Source organism: Vibrio sp. 99-8-1, assembly GCF_013114595.1.
GTDB lineage: Bacteria > Pseudomonadota > Gammaproteobacteria > Enterobacterales > Vibrionaceae > Vibrio.
The window spans coordinates 14,413-36,777 of sequence record NZ_VTXE01000029.1 but is presented as its reverse complement, the minus strand read 5'-3'; the positions used below and the strand labels follow the sequence as shown (position 1 = coordinate 36,777).

General features: G+C 41.8%; 24 protein-coding genes. 15 read left to right on the top strand and 9 right to left on the bottom strand.

The window, feature by feature from the left end; genetic code table 11:
- Window positions 1-359 precede the first annotated feature (359 nt).
- On the top strand, window positions 360-986 hold the full coding sequence (gene msrA, locus F0227_RS15810) for a peptide-methionine (S)-S-oxide reductase MsrA (protein WP_171754208.1): 627 nt from the start codon (window positions 360-362) through the stop codon (window positions 984-986).
- Between the two features lie 65 nt (window positions 987-1,051).
- Here the strand turns inward: msrA and F0227_RS15805 are convergent, their stop codons facing one another.
- Entirely contained in the window at window positions 1,052-1,258 is a 207-nt protein-coding gene (locus F0227_RS15805; protein ID WP_171754207.1) for a DUF1107 family protein, read from the bottom strand.
- Between the two features lie 255 nt (window positions 1,259-1,513).
- Here F0227_RS15805 and F0227_RS15800 point away from each other — a divergent pair, with 255 nt between their 5' ends.
- From F0227_RS15800 to F0227_RS15770, 7 genes are all read left to right on the top strand, one after another.
- Window positions 1,514-2,065, top strand: coding sequence for a YtfJ family protein (locus F0227_RS15800; RefSeq protein ID WP_171754206.1), 552 nt, complete (start codon window positions 1,514-1,516; stop codon window positions 2,063-2,065).
- Between the two features lie 234 nt (window positions 2,066-2,299).
- Window positions 2,300-2,650, top strand: a complete 351-nt coding sequence (locus tag F0227_RS15795; RefSeq protein ID WP_171754205.1) for a DUF2607 family protein — start codon at window positions 2,300-2,302, stop codon at window positions 2,648-2,650.
- Between the two features lie 43 nt (window positions 2,651-2,693).
- Window positions 2,694-3,329 carry a DUF2796 domain-containing protein gene (locus F0227_RS15790; RefSeq protein ID WP_171754204.1) on the top strand — a complete coding sequence of 212 codons (636 nt, stop codon included), beginning with the start codon at window positions 2,694-2,696 and terminating at the stop codon, window positions 3,327-3,329.
- Between the two features lie 57 nt (window positions 3,330-3,386).
- The gene (locus F0227_RS15785) at window positions 3,387-4,094 is read left to right on the top strand and encodes an ABC transporter ATP-binding protein (RefSeq protein ID WP_171754203.1); all 708 of its coding nucleotides are present in this window, start codon (window positions 3,387-3,389) and stop codon (window positions 4,092-4,094) included.
- Window positions 4,091-5,350, top strand: coding sequence for an ABC transporter permease (locus F0227_RS15780; RefSeq protein ID WP_171754202.1), 1,260 nt, complete (start codon window positions 4,091-4,093; stop codon window positions 5,348-5,350). The genes F0227_RS15785 and F0227_RS15780 overlap by 4 nt, the downstream gene beginning before the upstream one ends.
- Window positions 5,351-5,365: 15 nt before the next feature.
- Window positions 5,366-5,869, top strand: coding sequence for a DUF3299 domain-containing protein (locus F0227_RS15775; protein WP_171754201.1), 504 nt, complete (start codon window positions 5,366-5,368; stop codon window positions 5,867-5,869).
- Window positions 5,870-6,374: 505 nt separating this feature from the next.
- Window positions 6,375-7,277 (top strand): TIGR03899 family protein, encoded by a 903-nt coding sequence (locus F0227_RS15770; protein ID WP_171754200.1) that lies wholly within the window; start codon window positions 6,375-6,377, stop codon window positions 7,275-7,277.
- Window positions 7,278-7,412: 135 nt separating this feature from the next.
- Here the strand turns inward: F0227_RS15770 and cysC are convergent, their stop codons facing one another.
- The 5 genes from cysC to cobA all read right to left on the bottom strand — a co-directional run bounded on the left by cysC (window position 7,413) and on the right by cobA (window position 13,256).
- Window positions 7,413-8,018, bottom strand: coding sequence for an adenylyl-sulfate kinase (cysC, locus tag F0227_RS15765; RefSeq protein ID WP_171754199.1), 606 nt, complete (start codon window positions 8,016-8,018; stop codon window positions 7,413-7,415).
- An 84-nt stretch (window positions 8,019-8,102) separates the two neighbouring features.
- On the bottom strand, window positions 8,103-9,827 hold the full coding sequence (locus tag F0227_RS15760) for an SLC13 family permease (protein WP_171754198.1): 1,725 nt from the start codon (window positions 9,825-9,827) through the stop codon (window positions 8,103-8,105).
- A 129-nt stretch (window positions 9,828-9,956) separates the two neighbouring features.
- A complete protein-coding gene (gene cysN, locus F0227_RS15755; protein WP_171754197.1) occupies window positions 9,957-11,372 on the bottom strand; it encodes a sulfate adenylyltransferase subunit CysN in 1,416 nt (471 codons plus the stop codon).
- Window positions 11,373-11,396: 24 nt separating this feature from the next.
- Window positions 11,397-12,305: a sulfate adenylyltransferase subunit CysD gene (cysD, locus tag F0227_RS15750; protein ID WP_171754196.1), complete on the bottom strand. Its 909-nt coding sequence runs from the start codon at window positions 12,303-12,305 to the stop codon at window positions 11,397-11,399.
- A gap of 99 nt (window positions 12,306-12,404) precedes the next feature.
- Window positions 12,405-13,256: a uroporphyrinogen-III C-methyltransferase gene (gene cobA, locus F0227_RS15745; RefSeq protein WP_171754195.1), complete on the bottom strand. Its 852-nt coding sequence runs from the start codon at window positions 13,254-13,256 to the stop codon at window positions 12,405-12,407.
- Window positions 13,257-13,565: 309 nt separating this feature from the next.
- Between cobA and cpdB the strand changes: the two genes are divergently transcribed.
- Both cpdB and F0227_RS15735 read left to right on the top strand, forming a co-directional pair.
- Window positions 13,566-15,527 carry a 2',3'-cyclic-nucleotide 2'-phosphodiesterase gene (gene cpdB, locus F0227_RS15740; protein WP_171754194.1) on the top strand — a complete coding sequence of 654 codons (1,962 nt, stop codon included), beginning with the start codon at window positions 13,566-13,568 and terminating at the stop codon, window positions 15,525-15,527.
- Window positions 15,528-15,646: 119 nt separating this feature from the next.
- Window positions 15,647-16,216, top strand: a complete 570-nt coding sequence (locus F0227_RS15735) for a Crp/Fnr family transcriptional regulator (RefSeq protein ID WP_171754193.1) — start codon at window positions 15,647-15,649, stop codon at window positions 16,214-16,216.
- A gap of 26 nt (window positions 16,217-16,242) precedes the next feature.
- On the opposite strand, the gene F0227_RS15730 is transcribed toward F0227_RS15735, so the two are convergent.
- Complete coding sequence (locus F0227_RS15730) at window positions 16,243-16,932, bottom strand: MipA/OmpV family protein (protein ID WP_253822120.1); 690 nt, start codon at window positions 16,930-16,932, stop codon at window positions 16,243-16,245.
- A gap of 46 nt (window positions 16,933-16,978) precedes the next feature.
- Window positions 16,979-17,152, bottom strand: coding sequence for a hypothetical protein (locus F0227_RS15725; RefSeq protein ID WP_171754191.1), 174 nt, complete (start codon window positions 17,150-17,152; stop codon window positions 16,979-16,981).
- Window positions 17,153-17,344: 192 nt separating this feature from the next.
- On the opposite strand from F0227_RS15725, the gene F0227_RS15720 reads away from it, so the two are divergent.
- Together F0227_RS15720 and F0227_RS15715 are read left to right on the top strand one after the other, a co-directional pair.
- Window positions 17,345-17,797 (top strand): GNAT family N-acetyltransferase, encoded by a 453-nt coding sequence (locus F0227_RS15720; RefSeq protein ID WP_171754190.1) that lies wholly within the window; start codon window positions 17,345-17,347, stop codon window positions 17,795-17,797.
- A gap of 2 nt (window positions 17,798-17,799) precedes the next feature.
- Window positions 17,800-18,678, top strand: coding sequence for a DMT family transporter (locus tag F0227_RS15715; RefSeq protein WP_171754189.1), 879 nt, complete (start codon window positions 17,800-17,802; stop codon window positions 18,676-18,678).
- Window positions 18,679-18,713: 35 nt separating this feature from the next.
- Here the strand turns inward: F0227_RS15715 and F0227_RS15710 are convergent, their stop codons facing one another.
- Complete coding sequence (locus F0227_RS15710) at window positions 18,714-19,268, bottom strand: LysM-like peptidoglycan-binding domain-containing protein (RefSeq protein ID WP_171754188.1); 555 nt, start codon at window positions 19,266-19,268, stop codon at window positions 18,714-18,716.
- Between the two features lie 346 nt (window positions 19,269-19,614).
- Between F0227_RS15710 and F0227_RS15705 the strand changes: the two genes are divergently transcribed.
- The 3 genes from F0227_RS15705 to F0227_RS15695 all read left to right on the top strand — a co-directional run bounded on the left by F0227_RS15705 (window position 19,615) and on the right by F0227_RS15695 (window position 22,307).
- A complete protein-coding gene (locus tag F0227_RS15705; RefSeq protein WP_171754187.1) occupies window positions 19,615-20,235 on the top strand; it encodes an FKBP-type peptidyl-prolyl cis-trans isomerase in 621 nt (206 codons plus the stop codon).
- Window positions 20,236-20,356: 121 nt separating this feature from the next.
- Window positions 20,357-20,851, top strand: coding sequence for a DUF2780 domain-containing protein (locus tag F0227_RS15700; protein WP_171754186.1), 495 nt, complete (start codon window positions 20,357-20,359; stop codon window positions 20,849-20,851).
- A 187-nt stretch (window positions 20,852-21,038) separates the two neighbouring features.
- The gene (locus F0227_RS15695; protein ID WP_171754185.1) at window positions 21,039-22,307 is read left to right on the top strand and encodes an O-acetylhomoserine aminocarboxypropyltransferase/cysteine synthase; all 1,269 of its coding nucleotides are present in this window, start codon (window positions 21,039-21,041) and stop codon (window positions 22,305-22,307) included.
- The last annotated feature ends 58 nt before the right edge of the window (window positions 22,308-22,365 follow it).

The following is a 22,365-nucleotide window of genomic DNA, read 5'->3' as shown; positions in this document are numbered from 1 at the left end:
ATATTTGCTAAAACTATGAGTTCTACAACGCTAGCAGAAATACGCTTTTAACAAAAGCGTAACCAATCAGAGCGACAAAAATTACTGCTGTTGCAGAGCTTAAATTAGAGTATACCCTCAAATAGAGTGTCTCAGTTCATTCTCACTATTTTTGTTACAACAAATTCAAATATAGCCAATCGATGTTTAGAGTGAGAATCTGGAGATGTGATTTAAGGCAATTGGGTAAGAAAACCAACATAGACCTATATAAACATTTCTTTGAAGATAGCGAAAAACAATATAAACAAAGCAGATAAAAGGCCTTTATACTCAACTGAGCTCAAATAGACTGAGAAAAACAATAAGGATAATCCATCATGCTCAACAAACAGACCTTAGTTACTGCCGAGACAGCTTTAAAAGGAAGAGAAACGGCCATTGTCATTACTCAACCTCATTTTGTAAATCAAACAGATATCACTCTTGCGGCTACAGAGTCACAGCAAGAATTGTTACTTGGTATGGGATGTTTCTGGGGAGCTGAACGTCTGTTTTGGCAGCTAGAAGGGGTTATCTCTACCTCGGTTGGTTATAGTGGCGGTTTTACGCCTAATCCTAGCTATGATGAAGTTTGTTCGGGAAAAACAGGACATACAGAAGTCGTTAAAGTGATATTTGATCCTGCACTAATATCATTACAACAGCTACTCAATCTGTTTTGGGAAAGACACGACCCAACTCAAGGTATGCAACAAGGCAATGACATTGGCACACAGTACCGCTCTGCTGTTTATGTTTATACCGAACAGCAACTCACTATTGCATTAGAAAGCAAGCAGCAATACCAACAAGCATTAAGCAAAGAGAACAGATCCAACATCACCACTGAGATAAAGCAGGCAGAACCGTATTACTTTGCAGAAGAGTACCACCAGCAGTATCTAGCCAAAAATCCACAAGGTTACTGCGGTTTGGGCGGCACCGGAGTTTGCTTCCCAACTTAAACTGAAAACAAAAATAACAAGATAGAACTGGATACAAGGATGTATTTTCTTGTATCCCAATTGTTTTACGCCAATCGCAATTGATTAAAAATAATACTATTTACTTCCTTCATAATGGTTAGCATCTTTTTATTCGAGACATCAGGCAACAACACTTTGCCTTGATCAAACGTAAAAATACCCACTCCATGAATAAAAAACTCACCTTTAAATAAGGTTTTTACAAACCGAGCTATTTGTATCGGACGATAAGTTTTAAACTCTCTAGGCATAGAAAAACCACCTTTTATAACATGTTAAAAAATGACGCATACTCAAATCACTTCAGAGCACTGAGTATATTGAGAATTAGCCAGCCAAAGTCATTGCCATGTAAAAATGATGTGAACAAAAATGCAAAATTGAAGCCAAGAATTACAAATTAGTGCCACTTTTTTAAGAATTGAACTAGGCTGTCTATGTTTGATGGAACGGCGGTTAATGTAGGTTCTCATCAACTTAAAAAACATAAGAAAAGGATTATTTCAATGAACGTAAAGTCTCTCATCGCTCTATTACTACTCAGCACACCTCTAACATTACAGGCGCATAACTTAACAACCGGCCAAACATTGCCTGCAGTAAGCGTCGAAAAACATGGCGAACTGTTATTGGAAAATAATGACATCGTCTATAAACCGTGGTCAGAAAGTCAATTAATTGGCAAAATTCGAGTCGTTCAAGCCATCGCTGGACGAAGCAGCGCCAAAGAAATGAACGCCGAGTTGATGAAAACCATCACAGCTTCTGAGTTCGATCAAAATAGTTACCAAACAACCTCCGTCATCAATCAAGATGATGCCATGTGGGGAACCAGCTCTTTTGTTAAGTCTTCAGCCGAAGACAGTAAGAAAGAGTTTCCATGGTCATCAATGGTGCTAGATAAAAATGGTAGCGTGGCAAAAAGCTGGCAGCTAAGCGAAGAGAGCTCCACTATCATTTTATTAGATAGAGATGGCGTCATTCAGTTTGTGAAAGAAGGGGCACTAACCTCAGACGAAGTAAATCAAGTGATCGATTTGATCAAAAGTAAGCTATAACGCATATCATTCTGCGGCAAGAATCAGTAACTCAGAGCAGGAGCCAATAAAACTCGACACTGTGGCTGTCATAGTAAAGTCATCACAAGATAGTATTTTATTAAAAGTGCCTGTTATTGCTTAACAGGCACTTTCAGCTTTCAGCAGGCAGTTAACAACATCGCTTTCAACAGGAACTGCAAAACAACAATTGTTATATTATTACAATTAATTTATATTCTCGATGATGGCTTAATGACAAGTCGTCAATTTTTGTTTCTAAATGGCAGCGTTATCCTGATGAAATTATCTGCACATCAAACACATTCTACTCAATCTAGAATGTTCGCTTTTGCCTTAGCCATTGTGCTATGGGCGAGCTTTGCCTATGTAGAACATCAAGTAGACTTTGACCACTCTCACCATCAACAACATCAGTGTGAACTCTATGCTGCAGTCGGTAATGGCTTAAGTTTTGTTCCTGTTACTCTCCCTTTAATACCACAACAGACAACCGCTTACTCCACAACCAGTATGCAGCGCACTGAGCGTTCAATTCCCACCCAAAAGGCTCGTGCCCCACCTCTATTATCATTAATAAGTTAGTCACCTATTCAGCAAAATTAATGACACCCAATACGAGGTTTATATGCACCATTCATTTAAGTTATCGCTTATTTCATGCTTAATACTCTCTGCACCTGTGATGGCAGAAGAATCATTTCGTCAACATGACGCTCACCTTCATGGCCATGTAGAGTTAAACATTGCACAAGACGGCAATGAGCTACTGGTAGAAATCACCGCTCCCGGCTCTGATATTGTGGGTTTTGAACATGCCCCTGAGAATGAAGCACAACATCAACAAATTGAAAATGCTGAAGCCCAACTAGCAAAAGCGACAGAAGTACTGATGCTGCCGGCGTCAGCACAATGCCAAGTTGAACATGTGTCAATCAAGAACACGCTAGAGTCTCACGATTCTCATGACGAACACGCCCATGATGAAGACGATCATGACCATGACCATGACAAACATGATCACGACAAACACGATCATGATGATCACAAATCACACTCTGACGAGTCTGACAAAAAAGGTGGGCATGGTGAGTTTGCGGTGGAATATCATTTTGAATGCGCACAAATCAGCAAGATTACTGAGATCAAAACTCAATGGTTTGAGCTATTTCCTAACACTGAAGAAATCACGGTTAACTTGTTGACTGATACAGCTCAAACAACCATGGACTTAACCAGTAAACAGCCCGTTATTAAACTTTAACATTGAAAAGATAAACTGGATGTAAAAGTCCAGTTTATCACTAACAGTAGTGTAAATATGAATAGTGAAAATAGGGTTGTTTCTCTAACTGATATTTCGTTTAGCTGGAATGATCAACAGAGCCCAATATTAAAGTTCGATTCCCTACACATCGCTCAAGGTGAACATATTTTTGTTAAAGGCCCAAGTGGCAGTGGTAAATCCACTCTGCTCGGCTTGTTAACAGGAATCATCGCACCACAGAGTGGTGAAGTTAATATTCTGAACACCGATATCCATCGTTTAAGTGCCAGTGAAAGAGACTGCTTTAGAGCCAATCACATTGGTTATATTTTTCAACAGTTCAATCTACTTCCTTATCTATCAGTGATCGAAAATGTTGTGCTTTCTTGCCATTTTTCAAATCGACGAAAAGAAAAGACCTCTGGCACTTTAAAAGACAATGCTCGCCATCTGTTAAACCGACTGCATTTGGATAGCAGCCTAATTAATAAAGCCGTCACTGAGCTTAGCATTGGTCAGCAGCAACGTGTCGCCGCAGCAAGAGCCCTTATTGGTCAGCCGGAACTCATTATTGCCGATGAACCAACATCTGCGTTGGATTATGACAACCGAACAGCCTTTATTGAACTATTAATGGATGAAGCACAAAAAGCGCAATCGACACTTATTTTTGTTAGCCACGACCCAACATTAGAGAGCATGTTTGATCGCACGATTAATCTAACCGAACTCAACCAGCAAGTTTGTGGAGGCCATTTATGATTGCCATTGCTCACCTTGCGTGGAAAAGTGTTCTTAATCGCAAAACGACCGCTATTTTAAGTATTTTAACGGTAGCAATATCAGTGATCCTGCTTATGGGAGTAGAACGAATACGCACTCAGGCCAAGTCCAGTTTTGCCAATACTATTTCGGGTACTGACCTCATTGTTGGTGCTCGTTCTGGTTCTGTAAATTTACTGCTTTACTCTGTGTTTCGCATTGGTAACGCTACTGCAAATATAGACTGGAAAAGTTATCAAGAAATCAGCCAAGATAACTCCGTTGATTGGGCGATACCTATCTCTCTAGGTGACTCTCATCAAGGCTTTAGAGTCATGGGAACCAACCAAAGCTACTTTGAACACTTCAAGTATGGTCAAAAGCAGCCACTCACATTCCAACAAGGTCGTCCATTCAACGGACTATTTGAAACGGTTATTGGAGCTGACGTAGCCAAAGAGCTTAACTATAAAATAGGCAGTGAAATCATCATTGCTCATGGTATTAGCGATGTCAGTTTTAGCCGACATGACAAATTGCCATTTACCGTTGTCGGTATTTTTAATCCAACTGGCACACCGGTTGATAAAACCGTTCATGTTTCTCTGCAAGCGATTGAAGCCATTCATGATGGCTGGGAGTCCGGCGCCAACTTGGGTGGAGAGAAAAGCCCTGAATATCTGGCGCAGAAAGAGTTTAAGCCTGAACAGATCACCGCCATTATGCTTGGGCTAAAATCTAAGATTCGCACTTTTGCGCTACAACGTAAAATTAATACCTATAAAAAAGAGCCACTTAGCGCCATTTTACCCGGTATAGCACTTCATGAGCTTTGGGGCATGATGTCCGTTGCTGAACAAGCTTTAATGGCGGTATCTGGTTTTGTTGTTGTGGCAGGTTTGCTTGGTATGTTGAGTAGCTTACTAACCAGTCTGCAAGAAAGAAGACGAGAAATGGCGATATTACGAGCCATGGGAGCTCGCCCTAAACACATATTTATGTTGCTGGTTAGCGAGGCTAGCGCACTCACCTTCATCGGTATTTTATTTGGTGTGTTATTGCTATATCTACTATTAATGATCATTCAACCCGTCATTCAGCAATGGTATGGTATCAATATCGTTTTATCCCCCCTTAGTTATTATGAATGGGGATTACTGGCTATAGTACAGCTGGCAGGAACAATAATCGGCTTTATTCCAGCACTTAGTGCCTATCGTCAATCGCTTGCCGATGGAATGACAATAAGAATTTAATCAATGGAAAACAGAATGAAAAACATAATAGCGCTGGTCGCTTGCTGCTTAGCTCTTTTTAATCCTTTAAGCACATTGGCGACAGAGAAGTCAGATGATGTATTAACATTAGAGTGGCTAGATTTGATCCCGATGGATGAACGTAATTTAGTAGACAGTGTTGGTATGCCTCTAAACCATGAATTGGATGCGCCGGAGCAATCTAAATTGGGAGGCGTTCGACAAGAACTCAATGGTAGCCAAGTAAAAATACCAGGTTTTGTTATTCCTTTGGAAGGTGACCAAGATGTTGTGACAGAGTTTCTGCTCGTTCCCTACATGGGAGCTTGCATCCATGTTCCACCACCACCACCGAATCAAATCATCTACGTTCGATTTGAAGGCGGAGCACCGATTCAGGATCTTTGGGATGTGGTAAATGTCATTGGTGAGCTAAAAACAGAAACGGTGAGTCATGAGCTTGCTGAAGTCGGATATGTTATTGAAGGGACAGCATTAGCTCCCTACGAAGACGAATAACTCTTTCTTGGCTTATCTGTTACACCAAGAAGTTTGACAGATAAGCCAATACTCCAACGTAAACAACTAACAGTAGAGTAACGGATAACTGCTTCTTAAAACGATTGTCCTCTGGCTGTGCCATGACACCCCTCAATTCCCTTAACATCTTTAACATTTCCTTATCAATCATACCAGATTATCGTAACAACACGAATACAAAGCGCAGATTTTAACCGAATTAGTGCAATAGACTTTGATTAATAACAAATTTATAACTATTTATATAAGTTATTTTTTCTAAAAGGTTATCAAGTTAAATGTATACCCAAGTAACACGATGTGATGAAAAATGAACAAATGAGACTTTCTGTTTAAAAAAACAAAAGCAAAACCATAAGCATTGAACTCATGTAACGATGGATCTATGCTATAACCACTGTTGCCAAAATGAAGAATTGTTTGCACCATCAATGAGTTCAGCAACAGCATTCTCTATGACTCAACTTAATCAATAGGCAATGGAATGGCAGGAAAAAGAGAAGCGGTAACAATTGATCAAAACAGCGCTTATTCACAAAAAAGTTACTCAGGAAACAAGTCTCACTATATTAAAGACAGTGGTAGCCGAGTAACTAATATAGCCACAACTTATGGCCTCGATGCCATGTTGCATTCCACCACACCTAAAAGCTCCTTATTGGAGCGATCATTAAGCCGAGATAAACAGAGAAGAGAACAGCGTCAAAAAAACTTAGAGAAAATCATTAAATTTGCCTACGGTTTTTGTAAAGATGAAACCGCAGGAGATCCCGACCAAGATTGGCTTTATCGATTTTTTGATATGGCTCAGGATATCCACAACAGTTCGATGCAACGCCTTTGGGCACAGGTATTAAAACTAGAAGTCACCAACCCTGGCGCTACCTCCATGAAAGCGCTGCAAGTTTTAAAAGATATGACACCAAAAGAGGCGCAATACCTACAAAAAGCCGCCTCCCTCTCTTGCAGTTTTGGTAGCGATAACAGCAAGAAATTACTTTATGGGTATAAAACTCAAGCGGGTATTTTTAGTTTAAATCGACGAGATAAAGAGAGCTCTGTTAACTTAGGCAGCCACAAACTTCCTTACTCCAGCCTATTAGTACTATTTGAATTAGGGCTAGTACTAAATACGGAACTGGAATCAGGTGAAATTGAATTTGATCCTGCATTGGTGATTGACTATCAAGGCGATATTTTCTCTCTACAGCCAATGAGTAAAGGCTCTCGCTTGCTTTATTATCGCTTTAGCCCGGTAGGAAATGAACTATGTAAACTACTAGGTAATAAACCCAACATAGGTTACCACGATCAACTGGTTAGCCTACTTAGCCAAAAGTTTACGGTTCAAACTTCAGTAAAAGGCTCCATTGATCAAGTGGTGTAAATAGAAACGAGAAAAAAGCCGACGCATTGAAAGGGATACTCAATGCTTCAGTCACCTTTGATCCTCTAACTAGAGAACTTTTAGCTCTATACTTTGTTAGCTCTATGCTTTGTTCTCGCCAACTAGAACGTCACCCTATTTGGTAATAATTCCGCTATCACGCAAATAGGTTAAACACTGTTCAAGCAAAATATCGATACTGGTATCGTTATTGATCAGTTCTATCTGTGGCTTCTCTGGTACCTGATAAGCCGAGTCGATACCAGTGAAGTTGGTTATCTCACCAGCCCTTGCTTTCTTATATAGGCCTTTAGGATCTCGTTGTTCGCACACTTCAAGGGAGGCATTAATATACACTTCAATAAACTCTCCTTCAGGCAGCAAAGAACGAACCAGCTCCCTCTCTTTTTTTTGCGGAGAGATAAATGCAGACAATACAATCAGCCCTGCATCTGCCATTAGTTTACACAACTCTCCTACCCGACGAATATTCTCTTTTCTATCCGCGTCACTAAAACCAAGATCTTGGCATAAGCCGTGTCGAACATTGTCTCCATCGAGCAAGTAAGTGTGGTAACCCTTACTTGCCAACGCTTGCTCTAACGCTCCGGCAAGCGTTGACTTACCCGAGCCTGACAGACCGGTAAACCACAATACCGCCGGCTTCTGTTGTTTCAACTCCGCTCGGCTATTTTTGTCTACCATATGGTGATGCCAGACAATATTTTCATCAACAGCCATCTGAGTACTCCTACAATCTTTAATAAAGGTGACTTGTAATTAAATCAGCTCGAAATTGATCATGATTTATCACAAAAATAAAAACTAAAATGGAAAAAAATAGGGAATTAAGGCTAGCACCAGTGTCGAATAAACCAACGAAATTGGGATGCCAATTCGCAGATAATCGAGCAAACGATAGTTACCAACGCTGTAAACCAGCAAGTTAGTCTGGTAACCGTAAGGGGAAATAAAACTGGCACTGGCGCCAAACAACACCGCCATAATAAATGGCATAGGGTCAACACCATAACCGACAGCCATGCTATAGCCCAAGGGAAAAGAGAGCGCGGCGGCAGCGTTATTGGTGATCAGCTCGGTCAAAATTAAGGTAAGGAAATAGGTGGCCACCAGAGCGCCAAACACTCCCCATCCATTTAGAGTTTCAATAAAAAACTGCCCCATACTTTCCGATACACCAGACGAGATCATCAGTTGTGCCACGGTTAATGCCGAACCAACAATCACCACGATATCAAGAGGAAATCGCCGTCTTAGCTCCGTAATGGAAATAATGCCCCCCAAGATCATCAATAGTAGATAGCATGACAACCCTTTTACAATAGGAACAACATCAAACAGTGACAGCAAAATAACCGTCATAAAACCAAGCAACACAAGGTTAGAGCGAGTCGCATCTAGCTTGGCACTGGAGTCTAAGTCATTCATCAACAAGAACTCGCGGTTATGTTGATTAAGTTGCTGCTCAAATCGTTTTCCAGGCACCAATATCAGAGTGTCGCCAGCCGCGAGTTGAATATCCCCAAGGCCACCTTCCAGTCGTTCGTGTCCTCGACGAATCGCCACCACAACTGCGTCAAACTTATCTCGAAATCGAGAGCTTATTAATGTCTTATTACAGATAGAAGCCGAAGAGCTGATCACCACTTCACGAAAGCTTTGGCCGTTTAAATGGTGTTGACCAAATAGAGTTAAGCCATTTATCTCTTGCAAAGTCGCAACGCTTTCAATGTCACCACAAAACAGCAATCGATCTTTCGCCTGTAATATAAAGTCGGGAGGAACAGAGACAATTCGCTCACCATTGCGTACAACTTCTGCAAGAAATAGCTTACGTAGTGAACGCAAACCGTTGGCACTAATACTTCTGTCCACTAACGGAGAGCCCGGCTCTACTTTCGCTTCAAGAAAATAAGAGAGCTCTTCCAACGACTGATCTTCTGTTTTAGGCAACAGATAACTTAGCGGGATAAGTACAAACAAGCCACCAACGAGCACCGCCAATCCAATGGCGCTGGGAGCAAAGAACCCTAAACTAGGCAACCCGACATCCACCACAAAACTATTAATAATCAAATTAGTAGAAGTGCCAATGAGTGTTAAAGTCCCGCCTAAAATTGCGGCATAAGAGAGTGGGATAAGCAGTCGAGAAGGCGAATGCTGCTGATTGCGCTTTATTGCCCCAATAAGAGACACTACAACCGCTGTATTGTTGGTAAATGAAGAGAGCACCGCAGTAGACAGACCGAGCTTTGCCACTACGGTTGCCAGTTTTCCTTCGGAGATTTGGTAACTTACCCAACCAATTAGGCGTGTTTTTTCCAGGGCCGCAGAGCTTAGAATCAACAACACTAATGTCAGCAACGAAGAGTTGGTGAAATTATTTGCGATACTCTGCAGCTCAATGGCACCGCTAATGAAAGCACTAAATGCCGCCGAAGCAAAAATAAAACTTGGCTTAATATTGGTCAGTAGCAAGCAGGCAATAACACCAAGTAATAGTGTTAAAACAAGTCCTTGTTCCCACATAGTGTCTCCTCCCTGCTCTGCTTGTTAAACTTCCAACCCATTAAAGAATAAATACAGCAATTAAGTGGCATCATAGACCTTCCGTCTAATTCACTCGACACCACTCAATCGCCAGTGGACGATCAGTCGCTAAATTTTTGCATCCCAAGAAGGAAAATACTTCACAATCAATGCTTTTAGTTCCTGTTCAAACGCCGTTATATCCCCCACAGAATGGGTGTTGTTCTGATGATCTAACCGCTCTCTAACAAGGCCGGCACCTACGGTTACATTGGTTAATCGGTCAATAATAATAAAGCCACCGGTATCAATGGATTCACTATACTTATCGATAGCAATAGACTCTGTAAGTGACCACTCACACTGGCCAATACCATTTAGTGGCAAGCTATCTGTATCAAACCTTGAAAGGTTATTAATGTCATACTGATGGCGAATCACCTCTACTTGACCCAATGTTTTCTTACCCGCAATTTTAATATCATACTGTTGGTTCAGCTGTAGCGGCTGCTCAGTCATCCAGACAACATCGGCTAATACATGGTTACTCGACTCAATTGCAGCGCCGTCAGAAACGAGCAGGTCACCGCGACTAATATCAATTTCATCTTCCAGCGTTAACGTTATTGCCTGTCCCGCAAACGCCGTATCAAGCTCCTTATCAAAGGTCACTATCTTAGCGACTTTTGAGGTTTTGCCTGACGGCAAGGCTTTTATTTCATCACCAACAGAGATAGAACCAGTGGCCAGTGTTCCACAAAAACCTCTAAAATCGAGATTCGGTCGGTTAACATACTGAACAGGGAATCGAACATCCTGATTCTCATTACCCACGTTTAGTTCAATATCTTCCAGCAAGCTGAGAATAGGCTCACCTTGGTACCATGGCATATTACTGCTGTTCTCTACTACGTTATCGCCTTCTAAAGCTGACAAAGGAATCAACTGAATATCAATATCGCCTTTCAACTTTTCAGAGAACGCCAAATACTCATCGCGAATCTCTTCAAAACGTTGTTGAGAATAATCAACTAAATCCATTTTATTAATTGCCACAATAAAATGACGAATGCCCAGTAGACTTGCGATAAACGAATGACGGCGAGTTTGATCCAGCACTCCTTTACGGGCATCCACTAAAATGACAGCCACATCACAAGTTGATGCTCCTGTTGCCATATTACGAGTGTACTGCTCATGCCCCGGAGTATCGGCAATAATAAACTTACGCTTTTGAGTCGAGAAATAGCGATACGCTACATCAATGGTAATCCCTTGTTCTCTCTCTGCTTGCAAGCCATCCACCAGCAAAGCCAAATCAGGTTTCTCTCCTGTGGTGCCCACGCGTTGACTGTCAGAGTGAACCGCTGCTAACTGATCTTCATAAATCTGTTTAGAGTCATGAAGCAAACGACCAATCAAAGTACTTTTACCATCATCGACAGAGCCACAAGTTAAAAATCTAAGTAACGATTTATGTTGATGTTGGCTTAAATATCCTTCAATACCCAACTCTTCTAATTGAGCTTCTACTGCACTATTCATATTCTTTCCTTAGCTTTCCTTGAACTAAAAGTACCCTTGACGCTTTTTAAGTTCCATGGAGCCTGACTGATCATGGTCTATCGCTCTACCCTGACGCTCGCTTGATGTCGCCACTAGCATCTCTTCAATGATTTCCGGCAATGTATTGGCGTTAGATTCAATCGCACCGGTTAACGGGTAACAGCCTAATGTCCTAAAGCGGACACTTTTATGCTCAACCACTTCACCTTCTTCAATCGGCATTCGGTCGTCATCCACCATGATGAGCATGCCATCTCTCTCAACCACAGGGCGCTTTTCTGCTAAATAGAGTGGAACAATCTCAATACTTTCGAGGTAGATATATTGCCAAATATCTAACTCGGTCCAATTGGAGAGAGGAAACACTCGAATACTCTCGCCTTTATTTACTTGTCCGTTATAGGTGTGCCATAACTCTGGCCGTTGATTTTTAGGATCCCAAGTGTGGTTTTTGTCCCGAAATGAGTAGACACGCTCTTTGGCTCGAGACTTCTCTTCATCACGACGTGCTCCGCCAAATGCGGCATCAAAACCATATTTATTAAGCGCTTGCTTTAACCCTTGTGTCTTCATAATGTCGGTATGCTTCGAAGAACCATGCACAAACGGGTTAATTCCCATATCCAAACCTTGTTGGTTTTTATGAACAAGCAGTTCAAATCCATACTTTTTCGCGGTTCGATCACGAAACTCAATCATCTCCTTAAATTTCCAATCGGTATCGACGTGGAGAAGAGGAAAGGGAATTTTGCCCGGATAAAACGCTTTTCGAGCTAAATGCAACATCACCGCCGAGTCTTTACCGATGGAATACATCATCACAGGGTTATCAAATTCAGCAGCCACTTCACGAATGATGTGGATACTCTCAGCTTCCAGCTGTTGTAAATGAGTAAATTTATCTTTATCCATTGGTTATTTCCTTTTGGCTCTTTGAACCTGTTATTACTCTGCGATCAACTATTTGCTAATCTGTTGTTAGTCGGTGATTTCTGGAGCAGCAACCTTTCGCTATGCGTTACTCACTAACTGCTCTATCTGCTCATTACGGGTAAACCAACTTAGCTTCTTCGATAACCGAACTACTTCGCCTATCACAATAAGTGACGGTGATTCCGCCGTAGCAGCAAGTTCACTTAACTCAGCTAACTCACCTTCTATCACCCGTTGAGTGGCGTGTGTGCCTCGTTCAATGATGGCAACAGGCGTGTCAGCACTTCGACCATGAGTGATGAGCTGTTGTTGAATATGTTCGGATTTCATCAACCCCATGTAGATCACTAAGGTCTGGTTTTTTCTTGCCAGAGTGGACCAATCTTGCTGATCGCTATCAGCCTTTAAATGACCAGTAATAAAAATGGCCGACTGAGCATAATCTCGGTGAGTGAGTGGAATACCGGCATAAGCGGTTGCCCCCGCCGCTGCGGTAATGCCCGGAATAACCTGAAAGGGTACATTGGCATCAACTAAAGCCTCTAGCTCTTCGCCACCACGACCAAATACAAACGGATCTCCGCCTTTAATTCTGGCAACTCGGTAGCCTTTTTGAGCAAATTCAACCAGCAGGCGATTGGTTTCTTGTTGAGAAACACTGTGGTAACCGGCTCTTTTTCCTACGCAAATAGACTGAGTATCACTTGATAACAGAGAGATAATCTCATCAGAGACTAGGTAGTCATATAAAACCACATCCGCTTGCTGCAAAAATTTAAGCGCTTTAACTGTCAGCAATTCAGGGTCTCCCGGACCGGCACCGATTAGAGCGACTTCACCAAATTGAAATAAACTCCGATTTAGAATGGGAGATGGATTAAAATTGACTAATCGAGGCTGTTTTTTTGAAAAATCCGATGATCTATCCATGCTTAATGTTCATCCATTCATTTGCGGGTACTGAATGCATTATGTACAGGGATTTATATTACTGGAAATTCTAAAAGTTTATTTTTTATTCTAAAAGCTACTAAGCAAGTATTCACGGGATTGATAGTCGACAGTAGAACGACAAAAAAAGACAAAAGTTAAACAATAAACAGTCGATCTATGTTTCAAAAATCGACATTCATCCATTTGATGTCACAGTTTTTATATTAGGCAAACATGTTTTTCACATAAAATTGATACATTAAACGAAACAATACCCCCCCATAAAAATGGATTTGGAGTAATACAATGACAATCAAACCACTTTCAATTGCAGTATTAACTGGCATGCTAACCATGTCTGGTTCCGTAATGGCAGACACCATTAAACTGCGAATTGTCGAAACGACTGACCTGCACGCTAACGTAATGTCATATGACTACTACAAAGATAAACCTTCTAAAAAAATCGGTTTATCTCGCGCTGCAACATTAGTGAAAAAAGCCGAAGCCGAAGCTGAAAACTCAATTTTGGTGGATAATGGTGACCTTATTCAAGGTAGCCCAATGGGTGACTACATGGCATCTAAAGGGATAAAATCCGGCGAAGTTCATCCGATATTTAAAGCGATGAATACCTTAGACTATCAAGTAGGAAACTTGGGGAACCATGAATTTAACTACGGCTTAGAGTTCCTACGTGAGTCCATCAATGATGCTGACTTCCCGTATATCAATGCCAATGTTTATGATAAAGAGAGTGGCGAGAACTTCTTCACACCATACATCATTAAGCAGTACGTATTTAAAGATACCAATGGCTTCCCGCACACAATCCGTGTCGGTTATATCGGTTTTACGCCTCCTCAGATCTTAACTTGGGATAAGAAAAACCTAGAAGGCAAAGTCATCGCTAAAGATATTAAGCAAACAGCTGAGAAGTTTGTTCCTAAGATGAAAGCTGAAGGCGCAGATGTCATTGTTGCGATTCCTCACTCAGGCATCTCTACTGACCCATACAAAAAAGGGGCAGAAAACTCAGTTATTTACTTAACAGAAGTTGAAGGTATTGATGCGGTAGCATTTGGCCACTCACACTCTGTTTTCCCTGGAAAAGGCTTTGACGGAATCCAAGGGGTAGACAATAAAAACGGAACCATTAATGGTGTAACTTCAGTAATGCCAGGACGTTGGGGTAGCCACGTAGGTGTAATGGACCTCGTGCTAGACTTTGATGAGAAGAAAGGTGAATGGAAGGTTACAAGTGGCAAAGCAGAAGCTCGCCCTATCTACGACAGAAAAGCTAAGAAGTCACTTGCTGACGTTGATAGCGACGTAGAAAAAGCACTTGCTACCGCGCATAAAGAGACGCGTGATTTCGTAAACCAACCAATTGGTAAAGCGAATGACGTAATGTACAGCTACTTAGCGCTAGTGCAAGATGATCCAACCATTCAAATCGTCAATGCTGCTCAAAAAGACTATGTTGAACAGTTTATCCAAGGTGACCCAGATCTAGATGGTATTCCAGTATTATCAGCGGCAGCACCATTTAAAGCTGGAGGCCGTAAAAACGATCCTTCAGGCTACACCGAAGTAGAGTCTGGTCAGTTAACTTTCCGTAACGCAGCCGATCTATACCTGTATCCAAACACACTTGTTGCACTAAAAGTAACAGGTAAAGAAGTTAAAGAGTGGCTAGAGTGTTCTGCAGGACAGTTCCAGCAAATCGATACCAACAGTGAAGCTCCACAAACACTGATCGATTGGGATAACTTCCGTACTTATAACTTTGATGTTATTGACGGTGTTAACTATCAGATCGATGTGACTCAACCTGCTAAGTATGACGGCAGTTGTAAAGTGATTAACCCTGATTCTCAACGTGTGGTTAACCTAACTTTCCAAGGTAAGCCAGTGGATATGAAGCAAGACTTCATTATCGCGACAAACAACTACCGTGCCTATGGTAATAAGTTTGCAGGAACAGGCTCTGACTTTATTGCATTTGATGCACCAGATGAAAACCGCAGCGTATTAGCGGCTTACATCAGTGAAGTAAGTAAAGAGAAAGGCCAAGTAGAACCTAGTGCCGATAATAACTGGTCGTTCGCGCCAATTAGCAGCAACAAAGCTCTGGATATCCGCTTTGAAACATCACCAAGTGACAAAGCCGCCCAGTTCATTAAGGACAAGGGCCAATATCCAATGCAGAGAGTTGCAACGGACGAAGTTGGTTTCGCTGTTTACAAAATTGACCTACAAAAATAGTTGTAAAGTCAGTTAAAATACAAAAAAACACCACTTTTTAGTGGTGTTTTTTATATCCATAGCCTATCTGCTAGATGAGCCATGTATCGGTGTAAACGCAAAATATTCGGGGAGTGACAATGGTCAATAACAGTACATTTGTGCAGCAGCTAAAAGAGGGTGGCTTTACCGAGCAACAGATTGCCGAGCTGGTAGATATCAGCTCTCCACTTGAACTACCTACCCGACATATTTTAGTGAATCAAGGTGAACTTACAGAGTCTGTCTATTTTGTATTAGATGGTCTTTGCCATGCCTGTTATTTAACTGAGGATGGCAAGCAGTACAGCAAAGAATTTTATTGGGAAAGTGACTGGATACTTGGCTTTGAAAGCCTGATTAACCACCAAGCTTCACCATTTTTATTAGAAACACTCACACCAGCTACCCTACTGTGCTTCCCAGTGGATACTCTCGCACACTGGCGCAAGCAAGGTAATCCTCTTTATATAAAACTATTAGAGACCCAACTGCTATATAAAGAGGCCAAGGAGCGCTTTATGTTGCTCTACTCACCACAGCAACGTTATCAACTCTTTTGTGACAATTATCCTCAACTGGAAAACCGACTAACTGACTACCAAATCGCCGCGTATTTGGGGATTAGTCATGTCAGTCTAAGTCGGATTAAATCTCGTTTAAAAGAGTAAAATTACCAATTACCCACTGCTCGGGACTATTTTAACCAGTGAGAAAAGTTGTAAGCCACACCAACAGTTACCCCCCAACCGTTATCTCGCTGAACAAGAGGGCTAGAGCTGTCGTGATGTTCAAACTCTGCTTTCACTAAAGCGATCCACTCTGGGGATATAGTATAGATACCAATTAATCCCGTTTGATAGCGCCATGAACTACCGGATTGATATGCGTTAACAGTCGAAGCCGCCGCTTCTATGCTTGTCACGGTATATAAATGAGAGGACAATTTTTTATCACGATAGTCTGCTTCAATATAAGGAGTTAACGTGAAATCGTTAATCGCGGTATCGAATGACCGTCCCAGGTGCAGCTGAACTTCATAACCATCAGTCACGTTTGATACATCGTGTAGATACGTCAGCCTTGCCCCTACTGTTCCGATAGTGAAACCAAGCTCCGCATTACCATCTCTATCGTCAATGCCTGCTGGGATATCGTTCACGTCATCAGACACTTCAGCAAAACGCCATTGACCACTGATTCCCAACCAAGGAAGAATAGCGACATTAACTAAACTTCCATCAACAAACCCATAATCACCATTGTAAAAAACATTCGGCTCTAAGCTAAATTGAGGGCTGTTTTTTTCAGAAAAAACGGACTGACCATATACGCTGCTGGCTCCAATAAATCCATAATTGCTATAGTCAGCGTCAGCCCACGCCATTGAAGAGGTTGATGCTATGCCTGCAAGCACAACTCTTTTCAATACCTTATTTGTCATCATTATTGCTCTCCTCATTATCGCTCTTCTCATCTGAAAGAAGGCATTTATCGTCTTCCATATATTTAATGATGCGTTGAGCTATAACATAGATGGTGAGATCGGTTTCTAGCTCAATAACCTGATAGATAAGAGCCGATAAAGACAATATTTCTTTCAACATTGATGAATTAATACTCTGAAAGCCGTTTAAAGCTTGTTTATTAGCGGTCAATCAAAGTTCTGTTTTGAATCCAACAACAATACGCTTATTTGATCTGTTATTTATTTTTCATTATTTAACAATAGTTAACGAATCAGGCAGAGTTTATTGGTACAGTCGGGCAAGAATTATTTTTTATATCGGAATTATTTTATGATCAACTGGCAAGTCGCTTCGCTTAATCAATTATCAACCATCCAGCTTTATCAACTGCTGAAGCTGAGAGTCGATGTTTTTGTGGTGGAACAGCAGTGTCCATACTCAGATTTAGATAACAAAGATATTAAAGACGGAGTGATGCACCTTGTCGGCTATTTAGATGATGAACTGGTTGCATGTGCCAGACTAATGGCTCCAGGAATCAATTACGACAATGTCAGTATTGGCCGTGTGGCAACTAAAGAGTCTCATCGCGGAAATGGCTTAGGACATGAGTTGGTTGTTGAGTGCTTAAAACAGTGCCAACGCCTTTGGCCTAACGCAACCATCGATATAGGAGCCCAACAGTACCTTTGCGACTTCTATCGACAACACGGTTTTGTCGCCATTTCTGATATGTATTTAGAAGATGATATTCCACATATAGATATGAGACTAGAAAAGTAACCATGGCAGCATGGTCCCCTGTTACTCTGGCGATTATAAGTTTGATTGTCGGCAACCTAATGGCGTCATTAAGTGATGTGGCAGTAAAATTATTGGAGGGTGACGTTTTTGCTTTTCAATATATTTTTATTCGACAATCTATCGCGACATTGTTAGTGGCACCTTTTTATTTTCGTCAACATGGTAGCTTTAGCACTAAAGGACTCAACTGGCGCATTACTGCAGTACGGGCAAACCTGATTATTATTGGGGCAGCCTGCATGGTTGTCGCAATTACTCACTTACCATTAGCGACTGCCAATGCGATCTTCTATGCTGCGCCATTGATAATGTTACCTTTGTCTTGGTTCATTCTAAAAGAGCGAGCGACAAAAAAGCGCATCATTGCTTCTTTGATCGGTTTTTTAGGGGTGTTGATTGTATTGAGGCCGCCGCAATTTCACTGGGCAGCGTCCTTTGCTGTTGGCACAGCTATCACCATCGCGCTTTTTTCTGTATTGGTTCGCAAGCTGCCAAGCGAACACAATGTTCTACATACTCTGTTTTGGACCAGCCTGTTCTCACTCCCCATCTCTGGCGGCTTAGCGCTGTTCAATTGGCAAGATCTCGATTGGTCTCAGTCAGGCTGGATAATACTCAGTTCCGTATCCGTATTGGCTTATAACGGCTTATCGGTTTTTGCTTATAAGAAAGCCCCCGCAAATCAAATTGCGTTATCTGAGTACACAGGATTGATATTTGTCACTCTATTCGGAGTATGGTGGTTTAATGAAGTGCCTGACCTATTAACGGTATTTGGGATCAGTATGATTATCTTGCCGTTGCTACCAATAACTCGTTTAAGGATAAAAGCTCGCGCTATGATAGAAAACAGGCAATGAGCAGCGCATGGGTCGTTACACTTTAGCAGTCAGAACTACTTACTTCTTCCAAACCCGCCACCAGACAAACGGAAAAACATGACGGCATCATTTTTCTTCTCTAACTGAAGAATGTCCAAGTCGCCATTGGCGGTTAACTTATAGCGAATAAGTTGACCTTGTTTGATCTTACTTAGCGGCTTATCTAAACCTTCTACTTTCACCAACTCATTGAAGTCCGTCATTGATAGCTGATTGGTACGAAATACTTTCGCTAATGTGTCACCTGATTTGACCTGATATTCTTGCCAGTCTTCAGATTTTGCTACAAATTTTTTCTCTTCATTATCAACTGAGCTTAAGTCGGTAGTATCGACGGATATCTCTTTACGCTCACTCTCGGTCACGGCAATAGACTCTTCATCGTTTTGGGGAAAAGGAATCACAATTAACACTATCAATAGTGGTGTGATAACCATCAGCGCTTTTTGATGAAACTTGGGTAGATCTCGCCACATTTGTAGATATTTTTGGACACTTATAGAGCTTAGTGATGAACGTATATCATCGAGCACGCTAGTTTGTTTCTTATTTCTTTTGCGACGATCCATAAATGGCGGTTCCTTGAGTGCGACTATTGCTTAGAGTATAAAATTTATTGCGCTAGGTACATAGCGATTAGCAATTGCTTTCATCCTTATGACATTCGACCTTTCACGACTATGATTCAGCCGTTTATTTGTACGTTATTATACGCAGCACCTTGATGAGTTGCCGTCTACATCAATTAGCTATACCGCACGCTCCATGCCTTGCGAAGGTGACTTTCAGATTGAACAAAATTTCGCTTGAAAGATCAACACACCTTGACACAAGTTAACTTTAATAATGTTTCTTCGCGTTGCTAATGCTGCTATGCTTTGGCCTTTATTTAACGAAATAATGAAGAGTTATAAAATGTCTGATATTAAATTAGAAACTGTAGAGCACAAAGCAAGCTACGGTATCGGTTTACAAATGGGTCAACAACTAGCGGGTAGTGGCCTTGAAGGTTTAAACGTAGACGCGATTGCTAAAGGTATCGCTACTGCACTAACAGGTGCTATGCCTGAGATCGAAGTTGATGAAATCAACAACGCTCTACAAGAAATTCATTCACGCGCAGAATCTGCTCGTGCAGAGTTAGCAAAAGTTGCCGCTGCTGATGGCGAAGCATTTTTGAAAGATAACGCTCTTCGTTCAGAAATCACAGTTACAGAGTCTGGTCTTCAGTATGAAGTTATCACAGAAGGTACTGGCGAAATCCCAACATCTGACAAACAAGTTCGCGTTCATTACCACGGTGAACTTACTGACGGTACCGTTTTCGACAGCTCTGTTTCTCGCGGTCAACCTGCTGAGTTCCCTGTAACTGGCGTTATTCAAGGTTGGGTTGAAGCTCTTCAACTTATGCCTGTTGGTTCAAAATGGAAACTTTATATCCCTCAAGATCTTGCTTATGGTGAGCGCGGCGCAGGTGCAGCAATTCCTCCATATGCAGCGCTAGTATTTGAAGTTGAGCTATTAGCAATTCTTTAATATTATTAGCTTTGTCTGATAAAAAAAGCGGTGATTATCACCGCTTTTTTTTGCATGCAGCAAACTGAATTTACGACTATTCTTGTAAAGCCAATAACAATCTCCATCAAAGGAAAGGTATATGAAAAAAACAACAGGGCTGTTGGCGATTATTGCGCTAACCACGTCACTTTCGAGCCACGCTTTTTTAAGCCTAAAATCCGATGACAGCGCAAAAACAAGCGCTTCAATCTCCTCTTTAACTGGTGCTTTAGATGGGCAGGTGTCCTCTCAAGTTAGCTCACCTATCGTTGACGCACTTACGAGTAAACTGAACGTTTCTCCTGAACAAGCTACCGGTGGTGCAGGTGCGTTGCTTGCTCTTGCGTCTAACTCGCTTTCATCCAGTGAAAATAGCGAGCTAGGAGAGTTAATTCCTTCTATGGGTTCATTACAAAGCGCCGTACCAGGATTGATGCAGATGGCAACAAGCAATAGCGCGGTGACAGATGTCTTCTCCACTTTAGGTTTGGATCCATCTATGGTGGCACAGTTCGCTCCTATTATTCTCCAATACCTAACTTCGCAGAATGCATCAAGTGGCCTTATTGGTTCACTTTCTAGCCTCTGGAGTTAACTCAGTTCTCTCATGGTATTAAGGTGCTGTTGTCGATAAAGCCTCGATAGCTTACATCCAGCAGCGCTTATCCCATCTGCTTTGTGCAAATAGTTATAGAAAATGACAAGTGCTTATATATAAGACCTTGTCTAATTTGCACAAAATATGACATGCTGTTGTTTTGTTCATGGATGAGAGAAATATAATGAGAGACGAAACCCTTGCAATACATTTTGGTTATGAGACGGACCCAACAACCAAATCAGTTGCTACACCAATCTATCAAACCGTCGCCTATGAGTTTGATAACGCCCAACACGGGGCCGATCTATTTAACCTAGAAGTTCCAGGTAATATTTACACCCGTATCATGAACCCGACCAATGATGTGTTAGAGAAGCGCATGGCGGCGTTAGAGGGCGGTATTGCCGGATTGGCAGTGAGTGCTGGCAGTTCAGCAATTCACTACGCCATACTCACACTGGCGCAAGCTGGGGATAACATTGTATCTACGCCTCAACTCTATGGTGGCACCTACACCCTATTCGCTCACATGTTCCCTAGTCTTGGTATTGAAGTGAAGTTTGCCAAAGACGATTCACCCGAAAGCTTAGCTGAACTGATCGATGATAAAACCAAAGCGGTATATTGCGAATCCATTGGTAACCCTGCTGGTAATATCGTCGATTTGGAAGCAATTTCAACGCTGGCTCATGCCCAAGGCGTTCCTGTCGTCGTTGACAATACTGTTGCGACTCCCGCAGTCTGCAAGCCAATCGAGTTTGGCGCAGATATCGTTGTTCACTCATTAACTAAGTATGTTGGTGGGCATGGAACCACACTAGGTGGCATAATTATCGACTCGGGTAAGTTCCCATGGGCAGACCATAAAGAACGTTTCCCGGTATTTAACTCACCAGAGCCCTCTTATCACGGTGTTGTTTATGCCGAAGCATTTGGCCCTGCCGCATTTATTGGTCGCGCTAGAACAGTGCCTCTGCGTAATACAGGCTCTGCGTTATCGCCAATGAATGCCTTTATGCTTATGCAAGGATTAGAAACCCTTAATTTGCGCATGGAACGCCATTGCGACAACGCACTGAAGGTAGCCAACTACTTACAACAACATGAGAAAGTGAGTTGGGTTAGCTATGCTGGCTTAGAAGAGTCTGAGTTTTATCCGTTGGCACAAAAATATATGAAAGGAAAACCTTCGGCCATTTTGTCATTCGGGTTAAAAGATGGTTATGACGCGGGTGTGCGTTTTTATGATGCGCTACAGATATTTAAACGTTTAGTAAATATTGGTGATGCAAAATCACTGGCTTGCCACCCTGCATCGACGACTCACCGTCAACTAGACGAAAAAGAACAGAAGCAGGCGGGTGTATCTCCAGAAATGATTCGCTTGTCGGTAGGTATCGAACATATCGACGATATCATTGCAGATTTAGAGCAAGCTCTGAGTAGCTAGTCACTTTTATTTCAAACACAAAAAAGCCGAGCATAATTCAATGCTCGGCTTTTGTTTT

What these genes read in the sequence shown, in the direction of transcription:
- msrA (WP_171754208.1), top strand. Translation starts at nt 360, where the DNA reads ATGCTCAACAAACAGACCTTAGTTACTGCCGAGACAGCTTTAAAAGGA.
- F0227_RS15805 (WP_171754207.1), bottom strand. Translation starts at nt 1,258, where the DNA reads ATGCCTAGAGAGTTTAAAACTTATCGTCCGATACAAATAGCTCGGTTT.
- F0227_RS15800 (WP_171754206.1), top strand. Translation starts at nt 1,514, where the DNA reads ATGAACGTAAAGTCTCTCATCGCTCTATTACTACTCAGCACACCTCTA.
- F0227_RS15795 (WP_171754205.1), top strand. Translation starts at nt 2,300, where the DNA reads ATGACAAGTCGTCAATTTTTGTTTCTAAATGGCAGCGTTATCCTGATG.
- F0227_RS15790 (WP_171754204.1), top strand. Translation starts at nt 2,694, where the DNA reads ATGCACCATTCATTTAAGTTATCGCTTATTTCATGCTTAATACTCTCT.
- F0227_RS15785 (WP_171754203.1), top strand. Translation starts at nt 3,387, where the DNA reads ATGAATAGTGAAAATAGGGTTGTTTCTCTAACTGATATTTCGTTTAGC.
- F0227_RS15780 (WP_171754202.1), top strand. Translation starts at nt 4,091, where the DNA reads ATGATTGCCATTGCTCACCTTGCGTGGAAAAGTGTTCTTAATCGCAAA.
- F0227_RS15775 (WP_171754201.1), top strand. Translation starts at nt 5,366, where the DNA reads ATGAAAAACATAATAGCGCTGGTCGCTTGCTGCTTAGCTCTTTTTAAT.
- F0227_RS15770 (WP_171754200.1), top strand. Translation starts at nt 6,375, where the DNA reads ATGGCAGGAAAAAGAGAAGCGGTAACAATTGATCAAAACAGCGCTTAT.
- cysC (WP_171754199.1), bottom strand. Translation starts at nt 8,018, where the DNA reads ATGGCTGTTGATGAAAATATTGTCTGGCATCACCATATGGTAGACAAA.
- F0227_RS15760 (WP_171754198.1), bottom strand. Translation starts at nt 9,827, where the DNA reads ATGTGGGAACAAGGACTTGTTTTAACACTATTACTTGGTGTTATTGCC.
- cysN (WP_171754197.1), bottom strand. Translation starts at nt 11,372, where the DNA reads ATGAATAGTGCAGTAGAAGCTCAATTAGAAGAGTTGGGTATTGAAGGA.
- cysD (WP_171754196.1), bottom strand. Translation starts at nt 12,305, where the DNA reads ATGGATAAAGATAAATTTACTCATTTACAACAGCTGGAAGCTGAGAGT.
- cobA (WP_171754195.1), bottom strand. Translation starts at nt 13,256, where the DNA reads ATGGATAGATCATCGGATTTTTCAAAAAAACAGCCTCGATTAGTCAAT.
- cpdB (WP_171754194.1), top strand. Translation starts at nt 13,566, where the DNA reads ATGACAATCAAACCACTTTCAATTGCAGTATTAACTGGCATGCTAACC.
- F0227_RS15735 (WP_171754193.1), top strand. Translation starts at nt 15,647, where the DNA reads ATGGTCAATAACAGTACATTTGTGCAGCAGCTAAAAGAGGGTGGCTTT.
- F0227_RS15730 (WP_253822120.1), bottom strand. Translation starts at nt 16,932, where the DNA reads ATGGCGTGGGCTGACGCTGACTATAGCAATTATGGATTTATTGGAGCC.
- F0227_RS15725 (WP_171754191.1), bottom strand. Translation starts at nt 17,152, where the DNA reads ATGTTGAAAGAAATATTGTCTTTATCGGCTCTTATCTATCAGGTTATT.
- F0227_RS15720 (WP_171754190.1), top strand. Translation starts at nt 17,345, where the DNA reads ATGATCAACTGGCAAGTCGCTTCGCTTAATCAATTATCAACCATCCAG.
- F0227_RS15715 (WP_171754189.1), top strand. Translation starts at nt 17,800, where the DNA reads ATGGCAGCATGGTCCCCTGTTACTCTGGCGATTATAAGTTTGATTGTC.
- F0227_RS15710 (WP_171754188.1), bottom strand. Translation starts at nt 19,268, where the DNA reads ATGGATCGTCGCAAAAGAAATAAGAAACAAACTAGCGTGCTCGATGAT.
- F0227_RS15705 (WP_171754187.1), top strand. Translation starts at nt 19,615, where the DNA reads ATGTCTGATATTAAATTAGAAACTGTAGAGCACAAAGCAAGCTACGGT.
- F0227_RS15700 (WP_171754186.1), top strand. Translation starts at nt 20,357, where the DNA reads ATGAAAAAAACAACAGGGCTGTTGGCGATTATTGCGCTAACCACGTCA.
- F0227_RS15695 (WP_171754185.1), top strand. Translation starts at nt 21,039, where the DNA reads ATGAGAGACGAAACCCTTGCAATACATTTTGGTTATGAGACGGACCCA.